The 14,166-nt window shown below is 75.0% G+C and carries 12 protein-coding genes and 1 pseudogene; 6 read left to right on the top strand and 7 right to left on the bottom strand.

The features are described from left to right. Nucleotides 1–56: 56 nt before the first annotated feature. Nucleotides 57–1,052 carry a LacI family DNA-binding transcriptional regulator gene (locus tag KPF47_RS03110; RefSeq protein WP_224386659.1) on the bottom strand — a complete coding sequence of 332 codons (996 nt, stop codon included), beginning with the start codon at nt 1,050–1,052 and terminating at the stop codon, nt 57–59. Between the two features lie 136 nt (nt 1,053–1,188). On the opposite strand from KPF47_RS03110, the gene hisD (KPF47_RS03105) reads away from it, so the two are divergent. From hisD (KPF47_RS03105) to KPF47_RS03095, 3 genes and pseudogenes are all read left to right on the top strand, one after another. Beyond that, nucleotides 1,189–2,508, top strand: a complete 1,320-nt coding sequence (hisD, locus tag KPF47_RS03105; protein ID WP_224386657.1) for a histidinol dehydrogenase — start codon at nt 1,189–1,191, stop codon at nt 2,506–2,508. Further along, nucleotides 2,505–3,266 (top strand): SDR family NAD(P)-dependent oxidoreductase, encoded by a 762-nt coding sequence (locus tag KPF47_RS03100; protein ID WP_224386655.1) that lies wholly within the window; start codon nt 2,505–2,507, stop codon nt 3,264–3,266. Before hisD (KPF47_RS03105) ends, KPF47_RS03100 begins: the two co-directional genes overlap by 4 nt. A gap of 237 nt (nt 3,267–3,503) precedes the next feature. Then, nucleotides 3,504–3,980: pseudogene (locus KPF47_RS03095) on the top strand (aldolase/citrate lyase family protein); the annotation flags it as partial. Between the two features lie 547 nt (nt 3,981–4,527). Here the strand turns inward: KPF47_RS03095 and KPF47_RS03090 are convergent. The 6 genes from KPF47_RS03090 to KPF47_RS03065 all read right to left on the bottom strand — a co-directional run bounded on the left by KPF47_RS03090 (nt 4,528) and on the right by KPF47_RS03065 (nt 11,078). Beyond that, entirely contained in the window at nt 4,528–5,235 is a 708-nt protein-coding gene (locus KPF47_RS03090) for an alpha/beta fold hydrolase (RefSeq protein WP_224386653.1), read from the bottom strand. Nucleotides 5,236–5,238: 3 nt separating this feature from the next. Then, the gene (locus KPF47_RS03085; protein ID WP_224386651.1) at nt 5,239–6,135 is read right to left on the bottom strand and encodes a carbohydrate ABC transporter permease; all 897 of its coding nucleotides are present in this window, start codon (nt 6,133–6,135) and stop codon (nt 5,239–5,241) included. After that, on the bottom strand, nt 6,132–6,998 hold the full coding sequence (locus KPF47_RS03080; RefSeq protein WP_224386649.1) for a carbohydrate ABC transporter permease: 867 nt from the start codon (nt 6,996–6,998) through the stop codon (nt 6,132–6,134). Before KPF47_RS03080 ends, KPF47_RS03085 begins: the two co-directional genes overlap by 4 nt. Before the next feature lie 39 nt (nt 6,999–7,037). Next, the gene (locus tag KPF47_RS03075) at nt 7,038–8,378 is read right to left on the bottom strand and encodes an ABC transporter substrate-binding protein (protein ID WP_224386647.1); all 1,341 of its coding nucleotides are present in this window, start codon (nt 8,376–8,378) and stop codon (nt 7,038–7,040) included. A gap of 6 nt (nt 8,379–8,384) precedes the next feature. Next, nucleotides 8,385–9,656 (bottom strand): histidinol dehydrogenase, encoded by a 1,272-nt coding sequence (hisD, locus tag KPF47_RS03070; protein ID WP_224386645.1) that lies wholly within the window; start codon nt 9,654–9,656, stop codon nt 8,385–8,387. Between the two features lie 108 nt (nt 9,657–9,764). After that, nucleotides 9,765–11,078, bottom strand: a complete 1,314-nt coding sequence (locus KPF47_RS03065; protein ID WP_224386643.1) for an extracellular solute-binding protein — start codon at nt 11,076–11,078, stop codon at nt 9,765–9,767. A 106-nt stretch (nt 11,079–11,184) separates the two neighbouring features. Here KPF47_RS03065 and KPF47_RS03060 point away from each other — a divergent pair, with 106 nt between their 5' ends. The 3 genes from KPF47_RS03060 (at nt 11,185) to KPF47_RS03050 (ending at nt 14,112) form a co-directional block, all read left to right on the top strand. Next, entirely contained in the window at nt 11,185–12,198 is a 1,014-nt protein-coding gene (locus KPF47_RS03060; protein WP_224386641.1) for a C40 family peptidase, read from the top strand. Between the two features lie 76 nt (nt 12,199–12,274). Next, nucleotides 12,275–13,474: a precorrin-3B synthase gene (locus tag KPF47_RS03055; protein ID WP_224386639.1), complete on the top strand. Its 1,200-nt coding sequence runs from the start codon at nt 12,275–12,277 to the stop codon at nt 13,472–13,474. Continuing rightward, complete coding sequence (locus KPF47_RS03050) at nt 13,471–14,112, top strand: precorrin-8X methylmutase (protein WP_224386829.1); 642 nt, start codon at nt 13,471–13,473, stop codon at nt 14,110–14,112. The genes KPF47_RS03055 and KPF47_RS03050 overlap by 4 nt, the downstream gene beginning before the upstream one ends. Nucleotides 14,113–14,166 lie beyond the last annotated feature (54 nt).

Raw genomic sequence — 14,166 nt, 5'->3', positions numbered from 1 at the left:
GCGCATGCACAACCGGGCAGCAAGAGCCGCACGGGGATTTCCGGCGACGGCTGCGACTACGCCCGCGGCGCCGCGACGGTGGCGCGGGCGACGTAGTGGGTCGGGTACACGACGTGCCGCGGCTCGGCATCGGGGTCGGTCAGCCGGGCGACGACCAGGCGGGCGGACTCCCGCGCGACCTCGTCGAGGTCGTAGGCGACGGTGCTGAGCCGGACCAGCGCCCAGCGCGAGGTCGGCAGGTCGTCGAAACCGACCACCGAGGTGTGCCCGGGTACCGGGACACCCGCCTCGGCCGCCGCGTCGAGCACCCCGAGCGCCACGACGTCGTTGCCGCACAGCAGCAGCGTCGGTCCGCCGGCCCGCTCGTGCAGCGTGCGGAAACCCTCGCGACCGGTCGCGAAGTCGAAGGGGCCGTGCAGGACGTCGCGCTGGGCGAGCGCGAGCCCGTGCTCGTCGAGCACCGTGCGGACGACCTGTTCGCGCAGCTCACCGGTGCTGGTGTTGCGCGGGCCGAAGATCGCCCCGATCCGGGTGTGCCCCAGCCGCACCGCCTCGCCCACCACCGCACGCACGCCCTGCTCGGGGTCGACGGTCACCGCGTCGGCGGCCACGCTGGGGGCGGTCCGGTTCAGGTAGACGAAGGGCACGCCGCGGTCGCGCAGCCGGGCGGGCTGGATCGAGTCGACCGTCGTCGTGGACAGCACCACCCCGGCCAGCCCGTGCGCCGCGACCCGCTCGGGCAGCGGGGCGCTGCCCGCGGACTCGGTGATCAGCACCAGCTCGTGCCCGAGCCCCTCCAGCTCGTGGTGCAGCGGGCCGATCATGTTCGCGTAGAACTGGTTCTCCAGGTCGGCGACGACCAGCCCGATCCGGTTGGACCGACCCACCGACAGGGCCCGGCCGATCGCGTTGGTCGAGTACCCCAGCGCCAGCGCGGCCTCGCGGACCCTGCGCTTGGTCGCCTCCGACACCCGGGGGTGGTCGGTCAGGGCGCGCGACACCGTCGGCTGCGAGACACCGGCGAGCTTCGCCACGTCGCGACTGGTGACCATGTCCGCCCTTCCCCCGACCGCTCGCCGAGCCTAGTGCGCCCCCGGGAGCGCCCTTGGGAGCGCCCTTGACAGCGGCGCGTCCCCGCCGTTCACTGCTGACCCGTAGCACATACGTATGCTACCAAGAGAGGGCGGTATGGCGCAGGAACTGAAGAGTGCGACGGGGGCGGCCCCGCGCCGCAGCGACGCGGACGTCGCCGAGCGGGTCCGGGCGATCGTGGACGACGTGCGGCGACGCGGCGGTGCGGCGGTGCGGGAGTACGCGGATCGGTTCGACGGGCGCGCCCCGGAGCGTCTGGCACCCGAGCGGGTCGAGGAGCTGGTCGCCTCGCTGCCGCAGCAGGTCGTCGACGACATCCGCTTCGTGCAGGAGCAGGTCCGGAACTTCGCGCGGGTGCAGCGGGAGTCCCTGCGCGACGTCGAGGTCGAGACCCTGCCGGGGGTGGTCCTCGGGCACCGGCACGTCCCGGTCGGCTCGGCGGGCGCGTACGTGCCGGGCGGGCGGTACCCGCTGACCGCCTCGGCGCACATGACGATCGTGACGGCGAAGGCGGCCGGGGTGGGGCACGTGGTGGCGTGCACGCCACCGATCCGCGGTGAGGTCCCGGCCGCGACGGTCGCGGCGATGCACCTGGCGGGCGCCGACGAGATCCACGTGCTGGGCGGGGTGCAGGCGGTCGCGGCGATGGCGCTGGGCACCGCGTCGGTCACCCCGGTGGACATGCTCGCCGGCCCGGGCAACGCCTACGTGGCCGAGGCCAAGCGCCAGCTCTTCGGCGAGGTCGGCATCGACCTGTTCGCCGGCCCCACCGAGATCCTGGTGGTCGCCGACGCGACGGCCGACCCGCTCACCGTCGCCGTCGACCTGCTCTCCCAGGCCGAGCACGGGCCGGACTCCCCCGCGGTGCTCGTCACCACCTCCGCCGCGCTGGGCCGGTCGGTGCTGGAGCTGGTCGACCGGCTGCTGCCGGGGCTGCCCACGAACGACCTGGCCGGCCCCGCCTGGCGCGACCACGGCCGGATCGTGGTCTGTGACGACGCCGACGAGATGTGGCGCGTCGCCGACGACCTCGCCGCCGAGCACGTGCAGGTGTTCACCGCACGTCCGCGCGAGGCCCTGGACCGCATGCGCAACTACGGCGCGCTGTTCCTCGGGGAGAACACCTGCGTGTCCTACGGCGACAAGGTCATCGGTACCAACCACGTCCTGCCGACCCTGGGCGCCGCGCGGTACACCGGCGGGCTGTGGGTCGGGAAGTACCTCAAGACCTGCACCTACCAGGAGGTCCACGACCCGGCGGCGAGCGCGGAACTGGGCCGGGTGTGCGGGCGGGCGTCGCGGGTGGAGCTGTTCGAGGGCCACGCCCGCTCCGGGGACCTGCGGGCCTGGCGGCACGGCGGGGACCGCGTCGGCTGGCTGGACGAGGTCACGGCGACACCGGTGGCCGGGTCGTGAGCGCGCCGGTCGCGGGGCGCACCGCGCTGGTGACCGGCGGCGGCAGCGGCCTGGGGGCGGCGATCGCGTCGCACCTGGCCCGCGCCGGCGCCCGGGTGGTGCTCGCCGGACGCCACGCCGGCACCCTGGACGCGACCGCGTCCCGGATCGGGCCCGCCGCCCGGGCCGAGGTGTGCGACGTCGCCGACCCGGACTCCGTCGCGGACCTGGCGGCCCGGCTCGCCGACGAGGAGGTCTCGGTCGTGGTCAACAACGCCGGGATCGCCGGCCCGGTCGCCCCGCTGGTCGAGGTCACCCCGCAGGAGTGGGACGAGGTGTTCGCGGTCAACGTGCGCGGCACCTACCCGGTGTGCCGGGCGTTCCTGCCGCCGATGCTGGAGCGCGGCGACGGCGACGTGGTCAACGTGGCCTCGGTGTCGGGGAAGCGGCCGCTGGCGCGGCGCACGCCCTACTGCGCCTCGAAGACCGCGGTGCTCGGCCTGACCTCCACGCTCGCGTTCGAGGCCGGCCCGGCCGGGGTGCGGGTGAACGCCCTGTCCCCCGGCCCGGTCGAGGGTGACCGGATGGACCGGAACTTCGCCCTCGAGGCGGAGCGCACCGGCACCGACGTCGCCGCCGCGCGGGCCGCGTTCGTCGGACGGGCCGCGCTCGGCCGGATGATCACCGCCGACGAGGTGGGCGCGGCCGGCGTCGCGATGCTCGCCATGCCCGGGCTGTCCGGCGCCGACGTCGACCTGTCCGCGGGGATGGTCGCGTGAGGGCCCGGGTCGCCGCCGGGGAGCGGCTCGCCGGGGCACTGGTGCGGATGCCCTGCGAGGAGGTCGTGGAGATGCTCGGCGTCGCCGGGCTGGACTTCGTACTGATCGACTGCGAGCACGGCCCGGCCGACGTGGGGATGCTCCGGACCCACATCGCGCACGCCGACGCGCACGGGCTCCCGGTGCTCGTCCGGCCCGGGGAGGGCGAGCACCACCTGGCCCAGCGCGCGCGCCCGCGGGATCGTCGCGCCGCACGTGGAGGACGCCGCACAGGCCACCTCGCTGGTGCGGGCGCTGCGCCACCCGCCGCACGGCACGCGCGGGTTCGCGACGTACCCGCGGTCCGGCCGGTTCGGCAGCGTCACCGCCGACGAGCACCGGGCGGCGGGCGAGGACGTGCTGGTGATCGCGATGCTGGAGTCGCCGGGCGCCCTCGAACGGGCCGGGGAGATCGTCGGGGTGGACGGGGTCGACGGCTGGCTGGTCGGCGTCGCGGACCTGGGCGCGTCCCGTACCGACGCCGACCCGTCCGTCGCGGAGCTGCTGGCGGCGGTGCGCACCGACCCGGCGGTCCGGGACGCCGTCCGGGCCGACCTGGCGGGGTCGGCGGAGGCGGCCGCGGCGTCGTTCGCGGGTGGGGCGCAGCTGGTGGTCTACAACCTGGCCGCGGTGATGATGGCGTCGTTCCGGGAGCTGGCCGCGGCGACGGGGTGAGCGCCGTCGCCGGAAGCGGCGGCTCCGGCCATGCCCACCACGAGCGAGGGTTGCGGGCACCGGAACCCTCGCTCGTGCCGTTCGTGCGGCCGGCCCGATCGGGGCCGGGCCCACGGACGGGTGCGGCCGGCCCGAACGACGCCGGACCCGCGGACAGGTGCGGCCGGCCCGAACGACGCCGGGCCCGCGGACGGGTGCGGCCGGCCCGGCGGCGCGACGCCCCGGGGCCGGGGCTCGGCACGTCCCCGCCTCCGGGCACCGCGGCTCCCCCGCGTGCCGACGGTCGCGCGGTGATCCGCGGTGCGCGCGCAGAACCGGACCTCGCGCGCGTCCCGACGCGCGCGAACAGCCGATCACCGCGCGAGCTCCGGATCAGCACGCGAGATCGGGATCAGCAGGCCCGCTCGGGACCAGCACGCGAGCTCGGGGTCACGGCGCGGACCGGGCTCCGAACCGTGATCGGCGGGCGGACCGCTCGTGCCGATCGTGCGGCCGGACACCGGTGCCCGACCCGGCCGGGGCCCGCGACCGGGCGCGGCCGGCCCGGTCAGTGCCGGTCCGCCGCCCGGGCCCGCTCCCGGGCGTGCACCGTGGCCGTCCACCCGGCCACCAGCGTCGCCACGGTGTCCGGCGCCTCGACCGGGAGCAGGTGACCGGCGCCCGGCAGCACGTGCAGCCGGGCGCCGGGCACCAGCTCGGCGATCTCGGTGTGCCGGGCGACCGGGCACAGCCGGTCGTGCTCGCCGGCCAGCACCAGGGTCGGCACCGTCACCGCGGCGAGCCCGGGGCGCTCGTCCACCCGGGAGCCCTGCAGCTGCAGCTGGGCGGTGAGCCGGCGCTCCCCCACCTCGTCGGCCATCCGCAGGGCCGTGTCGTCGAGCGACCGGTCGTGCAGCAGCAGGTCCAGGGGCTGCAGGGCACGGGACGGGGCGCCGTCGTGGAGACGGGCCAGCGCCGCGTCCCAGCCGGCGCGCTGCTCCGGGGTCGGCGGGCGGGCGTTGGTCGCCATCAGGCACAGCCCGGCCACCCGGTCCGGGGCCCGCCGGGCCAGCGCCATCGCGACGATGCCGCCCAGGCTGAGCCCGGCGAGGGCGAACCGCTCCGGCAGCGCCGCGAGCAGGGCCTCGACCTGTTCCGACAGGGTCGGCCGGTCCAGGACCGGGTGCAGCGCCCCGGCCCCCACCGGGCCCCACAGCCGGGCCGAGCAGTTCATGCCCGGCAGCAGGACCAGCGGCGGGGGCGGCGGCGCGGGCACCGCTCAGCCCTTGACCGACCCGGCGCCCAGGCCCGCCACGAGGTAGCGCTGGGCGATGAAGGCGAACCCGATCACCGGCAGCGTCAGCAGGATCGCGGCGGCACCGGCCTGTTGGAGCATCGGCAGGGTCTGCCCGAGCTGGGTGGCGATGAAGACCGGGACCGTGCGGGCGACGACGTCGGTGAGCACGTTCGCCGTCAGGTACTCCTGGAAGGCGAACAGGAACATGAAGATCCCCGCGGTCAGGATCCCCGGCCCCATCAGCGGCACCATGACCCGCCACAGGGTCTGGAACCGGCTGCAGCCGTCGAGCATCGCGGCCTCGTCGAGCTCCTTGGGGATCTCGGCGAAGAAGTTGCGCAGCAGCCAGATGGAGAACGGCTGGTTGATCGCCACCAGGGCGGCGGCGACGGCGAACGTGGTGTCGTAGATCCCCAGCGAGCGCGACAGCTCGTACATCGGCAGCACGACCGCGAACCGGGGCAGCGCGCGGAAGATCAGTGCGGCGATGAGCAGCGCCACCGAGACCCACCCCGGGTAGCGCGACAGCGCGTACGCGGCGGGGATGCCGATGAGCAGCGCGATCACCGTGCTGATCAGCGCGACGACCAGGGTGTTGAGCAGGTACCGGTAGAACTCGGTGGTCTGCCACAGGTCGACGAACGCGGTGAAGGTGGGTTCCCAGGTGAACACCGGCGGGTCGAGGAAGGCGACGTCGGTCGGCTTGGTGACCGACATCGCCGTCCACAGCACCGGGCTCAGCATCACCCAGCAGATCACCAGCAGCAGGCCGCCGACCAGGACGGTCCGCCCGCGCGGACGACGGCGGGCCGGGGCGGCGCCGGCGTCGTCGGGCGGGCCGGGAGTGGTCGCCGGCGGGGCGGTCTGCACGGTGCTCACTGGCGAGCCTCCTTGGCCATGTCCCGGATGAACGGGGAGAGCAGCAGCACGATCAGGACGATGAGCAGCACGTTGATCGCGCTGCCGAGCCCCAGCTGCTGGCCGCCGTCCTGGAAGGCGATGTTGTAGATGTAGAGCATGATCGACTCGTTGCCGATCTGCGGTGCCTGCGGCGAGAGCGGGACGAGCTGGTCGAACGTCCGCAGCACGTCCATGATCGAGACGATCGAGACGAAGGTGAGGACGCCCCGGATGCTCGGCACGATGACGTGCCAGTGCACCCGCCAGCCGGTGGCGCCGTCGATCCGGGCGGCCTCGACGATCTCCCCCGGGACGCCCTGCAGCCCGGCGAGGATCACCAGCATCGCGAACGGCAGCATGAACCAGACGGTGTTCAGGCCGATCATGAGCCGGTTCGCCCACGGCTCGGTGAACCAGAGGATCTCGGCGCCGGTGAGCTCGGTGATCAGGTAGTTGACGACGCCGCCGAAGTTGGAGTCGAAGAGCCAGGAGAACATCGTGGCGCCGACGACGTTCGGCACGACGTAGGACACCAGCAGCACCCCCAGTACCCAGGGCCGGGACCGGCCGAGCCCGTTGACCAGCACGGCGAGCAGGTATCCCCCGACCAGCAGGACGGCGACGACGGCGGCGGTCAGGCCGACCGTGAACAGCACCGCCCGCCCGAGCCGGGGGTCGGACAGGGCCTGGGTGTAGTTGTCCAGGCCGAGGAAGGTGCCGGGTTCGCCGTAGTTGACCCGCTGCAGGCTCCACTCCACGGTCTTGTAGAGCGGGAACAGCAGCAGGCCGAGCATCACCAGCAGGCTCGGGGAGACCAGCCCCAGGAACTCGCGCCTGCGCATGATCGCCTCACCTCGCTCTCGTGGGGTGGTGGGTAGGGGTCAGCGCCGGTACTCGGCGACGATCGCGGTGGCGATCTCCTGCATCTGCCGCTGGCCGTCGGGGATCGACGTCCGGCCGGCCAGCACGTCGGCGACGACCGGGCGGGTCTCGTTGCTGATCCGCGACGTCCACGGGTAGGGCTCCGGCGGGGAGGCCCTGCCGATCGAGTCCAGCTGGGCCCGCGCGAACGGGCTGCTGTCCGGGGTGACCATGCCCTCCCGGGCCGGGAACGCGCCGGGCACCGCGGCCCGCGACGACTCCGGCCCGACCGAGGCCGCGACGAGGTGGAACAGCAGGTCCTTGTCCAGGTCGGTGTTCTCCGGGATCGCCCATCCGTCGACCGACAGCGTGTTGTAGAGGACGTCGCCGCCGGCCACCGACGGCGGCGGGGCGAACGCGAAGTCGGCCGCGAACCGGCTGTTCTCCACCTCGGTGAGGTCCTTCATCCGGCCGCTGAACATGATCGCGATCGCGGCCGAGCCGTTGTACATCTGCTGCTGCACCGCGGGCTGGGCGAACGTCGTCACCTGCGGGTCCATGTAGGGCACGAGCGAGCGCAGCTGCTCGAACGCCTCCGCCGCCTGCGGGGTGTCGAAGTTCGGGCGACCGGTGTCGCGGTCCACGTAGTCGGTGCCCAGCGAGCCCAGTGCGGCGTCGTAGGCGGTGGCGAGGTCCGAGCTCGCCAGCAGCGGCAGCGCCAGCGGGTAGCGGATGCCGCCGTCGCGCTGGATGCGCTCGGACACCTGCCGCAGCTCGGCGAAGGTGCGCGGCGGCGTCAGCCCGAGCCGGTCGAACACGTCGCGGCGGTAGGCCATGACGAACATCTGGGCCTGCATCGGGATGCCGTAGAGGGTGCCGTCGTAGGACATCGCCTCGCGCATCGCCGGGTTGAGCCGGTCCAGGTCGAGCTGCGCGCCGTAGCGGGCCACCAGGTCGTCGAGCGGGTGGAGCTTGCCGGTCGCGGCCTGCTGCGGGACGACGAAGCCGTAGGTCTCGAGGATGTCGTAGGTGCCGAAGCGGCCGGCCAGCGTCGCGATCGTCTTCTGGGCCTGGCCCGCGTAGTCGATCGGCTCGTGGTGCAGCGTGACCCCGTCGCGCGAGCAGCTGCGCACCATCGAGTTGGTGAACGGGTCGATGGCCGAGGAGTTGTAGGCCAGGACGTTGACGTCCACCGACGACGGTGGCGGTGGGAAGTCGCACGGGACGAGCGTGGCGGTGGCGGCGGGTGTCCGCGACCCGGCGCCGCACCCGGCCAGCAGCAGCACCACCGCGAGCCCGAGTGCGACCACGAGCGGGCGGGCGCCGCGGGCCGCAGCCGCCTGCCCGTCGTACATACGCATGCGCGATCAGCCCCGGAGAGCGTCGAGCCGGATGCGGGCACTGTCGCGGTGCCCGACGAGCTGCTCGAAGTCGGACACGGTCACCGTCGGCTCGGCCTGGGCGCGGGTCGCCTCCCGGGTCGCGCGCTGGTAGGTCAGCTGCTTGAGGAAGCCGGCCACCGACAGCCCGCCGGTGTAGCGCGCACCCCGCGTCGTCGGCAGCACGTGGTTGGTGCCGGACATGCCCTTGTCGGCGTAGACCACCGTCGAGTGCGGACCGAGGAACAACGAGCCGTAGTTGCGCAGCCGCTCCAGCCACCAGTCCAGGTCCTCGGCGATCACCTCGAGGTGCTCGGGGGCCAGGGTGTCCATGACCCGGGCGACGGTCTCGCGGTCGGGTGCGAGGTAGACCGTGCCGTGGTCGCGCCAGGCGGCCCCGGCGATCGGGGCGGTCGCGAGGCCCGCGAGCTGCTTCTCGATCTCCCGCGGGACCTGGTCGGCCAGCCGCTCGGAGGTCGTGGCCAGCGACGCGGGCGAGGTCGGCCCGTGCTCGGCCTGGGCCAGCAGGTCCGCGGCCACGGTCGCGGCGTCCGCGGTGTCGTCGGCGATCACCGCGACCTCCGAGGGCCCGGCCAGGACGTCGATGCCCACCTGCCCGTAGAGCTGGCGCTTGGCCTCGGCGACGTAGGCGTTGCCCGCGCCCACGATCATGTCCGCCGGGGTCCCGTCGAGCAGCCCGAACGCCATGGCGGCGAGCGCCTGCACCCCACCGACGGCGTAGACCGCGTCGGCGCCGCTGATGTGCGCCGCGTAGAGCACGGCCGGGTGCGGGCGCCCGTCCCGCGAGGGCGGGGTGGCCGCGACGACGTTCGGCACGCCCGCCACCCCGGCCACCCCCACCGTCATGAAGGCGCTGGCCAGCAGCGGGAACCGGCCGGCGGGCAGGTAGGCACCGACGTTCCCGACCGGGACCAGACGCTGCCCGCAGACCACCCCGGGCAGGACCTCGGCCTCGAAGTCCTGCAGCCGCGCCCGCTGCATCCCGGCGAACCGGCGGGTCCGCTCGGCCCCCGCGTCCAGCGCCGCGCGCAGGTCCGCGGGCAGCGCGTCACCGGCCCGGGCGAGCTCGGCGGGACCGACGAGCAGGTCGGTGCCGGTGAACCCGTCGAGCTCGCGGGCGTAGCGCAGGACCGCGTCCATCCCGCCCGCGGAGATCGTGCGCAGCATCTCCGAGACGGTGGCCACCACGGCCGGGTCGCGGAGGTCCGCGCTGTCGACGACGGCCGGCGCCTTCACCACGGTGACGGGCGACCCGATACGCCGGAGGTCGGCTTCAGTCAGGTACATACGCATACATTAAGAGTCGGCCACCGACCCTGACAAGGGGTCGGGCGCGGTGGGCCCTGCTCAGCCCACGGTCCGGTACTCGGCGACGATCGCCGTCGCGATGTCCTGCATCCGCTGCTGTCCCTGCTCGACCGGAACCCGCCCGGCCAGTACGTCGGCCACCACCGGCCGGGTCGCGACCGAGATCCGCGAGGTCCACGGGAACGGCTCCGGCGGCGGCGCCTTCTCCAGCGCCTCGAGCTGCGCGGGCGCGAAGGGGCTGCTCGCCGGCGTCACGCTGCCCAGCCGCGACGGGAACGCCGCGGGCACGGCCGCGCGCGCCGACTCCGGCCCGACCGACGCGGCCAGGAACCGGAACAGCAGGTCCGGGTCGACCTCGGTGTTGGCCGGGATCGCCCAGCCGTCGACCGAGAGCGAGTTGTAGAGCACGTCGCCCCCGGCCACCGACGGCGGGGCCGAGAACGCGAAGTCCCGGGCGAAACGGCTGTTGCGCTCCTGGACCAGGTCGAACATCCGGCCGCTGTACATGATCGCGATCGCCGCCGACCCGTTGTACATCTGCTGCTGCACCGCCGGCTGGGCGAACGTCGTGACCTGCGGATCCATGAACGGGAGCAGCGAGCGCAGCTCGGTGAACGCCCGCGTCGCCGCCGGGGTGTCGAAGTTCGGACGACCGGTGTCGCGGTCCACGTAGTCGGTACCGAGCGAGCCGAGTGCGGCGTCGTAGGCGGTGGCGATGTCCGCGCTCGCCAGCAGCGGCAGCGCCAGCGGGTAGCGGATCCCACCGTCGCGCTGCACCCGGGCGGCGACCTCGCGCAGCTCGGCGAAGGTGCGCGGCGGGGCCAGGCCGAGCCGGTCGAACACGTCACGGCGGTACACCAGCGTGAACGGCTGGGCCATCGTCGGCAGCCCGTAGAGCTTCCCGTCGTAGGACAGCGCCGCCAGCATCTCGGGGCTGAGCCGGTCCAGGCCGTACTCCTCGCGGTACCGGGCGACGAGGTCGTCGAGCGGGCGCAGCTTCCCGGTCGAGGCGAACTGCGGCACGACCAGCCCGTAGGTCTCGAGGATGTCGTAGGTGCCGTAGCGCCCGGACAGCGTCGCGATGGTCTTCTGGGTCTGGCCGGCGAAGTCGATCGGCTCGTGCCGCAACGTCACGCCGTCGCGCGAGCAGCTGCGCACCATCGTGTTCGTGAACGGGTCGACGGCCGAGGAGTTGTAGGCCAGGACCCGCACGTCGAGGCTCTGCGCGGGCGGCGGGAACGCGCACGGCACCGGCGTCGCCGTGGCGGCCGGGGTGCGGGAGCCCGCACCGCAGCCGGCCAGCAGCAGGGCCAGCACCGTCACGACGGCCGCGGTCATCCGGTGGGGGCGCACCGCACCATCAGAACCCACCGGTGTGGCCGGGGCCACTCCACCCGTCGCGGTGACCCGGCGGTGTGGCTGGTTGCCCCGGTGACCCCGGCCGCCGAGAATGCCCGGTGTGCCCCGTGTCCTGTCCGTCCTGTTCGCCGCGGTGCTCGCCTGCGCCGTCGTGCCCGCCGCCGCCGTGCCCGCCGCCGCTGCCGTGCCCGGCGCCGCTGCCGCGCCCGCCGCCGACACACCGGGGCGGACGTTCGTCGCGGTCTCGGTCGCGACCGTGTGGACCTCCCCGGACAGCCCCCGGGACCGGGACCGGGCCGCCGTCGCCGCACCCGCCGACCCGGCGGCGTGGATGGGGTCGATGAGCAGCGCGGACCGTCGTGAGCTGACCACCGCCTCGCGTACCCAGACCCAGGCGCTGCTCGGCGCCCCGGTGACCGTGACCGAGCGCCGCGACGGCTGGGCGCACGTCGTCGTCCCCGGCCAGCCCTCGGGCAAGGACGACCGCGGCTACCCCGGCTGGGTGCCCGCGTCCCAGCTCGTCGACGACCCGGCGTTCGGTGCCCTGGCCGCGGGGGCGCCGACCGGCACCGTCGACGGCGTCGCGACGGCGTGGCTGTACCGCGACCCGGCACGCACCGAGCGGCTGCGCGAGGTCAGCGTGGGCACCCGGCTGCCGGTCGTCGGCGAGGCGGGCGACGCGGTCCGGGTCGCGCTGCCCGGCGGCGACCAGGCGTGGCTGGCGGCGGGTGAGCTGCGCGGAGGGGCCCCGCCCTCCCCGACCGGAGAGGGTCTGGTCGCGACCGCGCGGCTGTTCCTGGACCGCCCCTACCTGTGGGGCGGACGCTCCGGGTTCGGCCCGGACTGCTCGGGGCTGACCGGGCTGTCCTACGCCCTGCACGGGATCACCGTCGGGCGCGACGCCTCCGACCAGGCGCGGGGCGGACGGCCGGTCGACGACCCCGCCGACCTGCGGCCCGGTGACCTGCTGTTCTGGAACTCCCCCGCGACGCACGTGGCGATGTACGCCGGGGCGGGCACGATGATCGAGGCGTTCGACGCGGACACCCCGGTCCGGGGCAGCCCGGTGCGGTTCGACGCCGAGTACTCCGGGGCCCGCCGGTACCTGCCGTGACCTGAACACCTGACGCGATGTGACCACCGCCCTGGGCGGGTCCTCCCGCCGGGCACGGATGCCTACAGTGACCGGCGTGCCGCCGACCATCCGTACCCGCACCGACGCCTGCCCCGGTGTGGTCTCGCCGCACGCGGCCGCGGACGGGGCGCTGGCGCGGATCCGGCTCCCCGGCGGGACGATCGGCGCGCCGGCGCTGCGCGCGGTGGCGGCGCTGGCCCGCGAGGCCGGGGACGGCACCGTCCACCTGACCTCGCGCGGGAACCTCCAGCTGCGTGGCCTCGACCCGGCCGACCCGCGCCCGGTCGAGCACCTGACCGCGGCCGGGCTGCTGCCGTCCCGGACCCACGAGCGGGTCCGCAACGTGCTGGCCTCCCCGCTGTCGGGCCTCGACGGCGGCCTCGCCGACGTCCGCGGCCTGGCCGCGGCGCTGGACCGCGGGCTGTGCGCGCGCCCCGCCCTGTCGGCGCTGCCCGGCCGCTTCCTGTTCGCCCTCGACGACGGCCGCGGCGACGTCGCCGCCGAGCGTCCCGACCTGTGCTGGCGTGCGGAGGGCCCCGACCGGGGCGAGCTCCTGGTGGCAGACACCCCGACCGGCGTGTCCTGCTCCCCCGCCGAGGCCCCCGGGCTGCTGCTCGACGCGGCCACGGCGTTCCTCGACGTGCGGGCCGCGCACGCCGCCGACCCGGCCGCGCGGGCCTGGCGCGCCGCGGAGCTGCCCGGTGCCGCGACCGCCGTCGCGTCCCGTCTGGGCGACCACACACCATCGCCCTCCCGACACGACGATCGATCTGCACGTCTCCGCCCTCCGGAGGGCGGAGACGTGCTCGTCGGCGCGTCGGACGGCGGGGCACTGGGTGTCGCGCCGGTCCTGGGGGCGCTGTCGGCGGGACAGCTGGAGCGCCTCGCCGCCGAGGGGGCCCCGGAGCTGCTGGTCACGCCGTGGCGCACCCTCGTCCTGCCCGTCCCCGCACCCGGTGCCGCGGACCGGCTGGCGGCGGGGCTCGTCGTCGACCCCGGGCACCCGGCGTTGCGGGTCAGCGCCTGCGCGGGCTCGCCGGGCTGCGCCCGGTCCCTGGCCGACGTCCGCGCCCACGCGCTCGCGCTGGTCGCGCGGGGTGGCCCGCGAGCGGACGCGGGGCCGGAGGCGGTGCACGTCGTCGGCTGCGGTCGCCGCTGCGGTGCCCCGCACACCCCGCACCGCGACGCCGTCGCGACCGGGCCGGACACCTACGTCATCGACGGACACACGATCACGACCGAGGAGCTCCGCTGAGCGGGTACGACTACATCACCGACGGCAACGAGATCTACCGCCGCTCGTTCGCGACGATCCGCGCGGAGACCGACCTGTCCGGACTCCCGCCCGGCGTGGACGACATCGCCGTGAGGATGATCCACGCCTGTGGCCAGGTCGACCTGGTCGAGGACATCGCGGCCTCCGACGGCGTGGTCGCGGCCGCCCGGTCCGCGCTGCGGGCCGGCGCCCCGATCCTGTGCGACGCGATGATGGTCGCCTCCGGGGTGACCGCCGCCCGGCTGCCCGCGGACAACGAGGTGCTCTGCGTGCTGCGCGACGCCCGGGTGCCCGACCACGCGCGCCGGATCGGCAACACCCGCTCCGCCGCCGCGCTGGAGCTGCTCGCCGACCGGTTCGAGGGCGCGGTGGTCGCGATCGGGAACGCCCCGACCGCCCTGTTCCACGTCCTGGACCTCATCGACCGCGGCGACGCCCCCCGCCCGGCCGCGGTCATCGGCATCCCGGTGGGGTTCATCGGCGCCGCCGAGTCCAAGGTCGCGCTGTCCGAGCGCACCGACCTGGAGCATCTCGTCGTCCACGGCCGTCGCGGCGGGTCGGCGATCACCGCGGCGGCGCTGAACGCGCTGGCCCACGAGCAGGAGATCATCGCGTGAGCGAGCGTGCGAGTGCAGCGCAGGAACACGGCGTGGGCGAGCGTGCGAGTGCCC

The sequence above is a fragment of the Pseudonocardia sp. ICBG1293 genome (genome assembly GCF_020131355.1).
GTDB lineage: Bacteria > Actinomycetota > Actinomycetes > Mycobacteriales > Pseudonocardiaceae > Pseudonocardia.
The sequence above is the reverse complement of the archived record's forward strand: the minus strand, read 5'-3'. Positions and strand labels throughout refer to the sequence as shown.

Coding starts and splice junctions, on each gene's coding strand:
- hisD (WP_224386657.1), top strand. CDS start 1,189: ATGGCGCAGGAACTGAAGAGTGCGACGGGGGCGGCCCCGCGCCGCAGC.
- KPF47_RS03075 (WP_224386647.1), bottom strand. CDS start 8,378: ATGCGTATGTACGACGGGCAGGCGGCTGCGGCCCGCGGCGCCCGCCCG.
- KPF47_RS03110 (WP_224386659.1), bottom strand. CDS start 1,052: ATGGTCACCAGTCGCGACGTGGCGAAGCTCGCCGGTGTCTCGCAGCCG.
- KPF47_RS03080 (WP_224386649.1), bottom strand. CDS start 6,998: ATGCGCAGGCGCGAGTTCCTGGGGCTGGTCTCCCCGAGCCTGCTGGTG.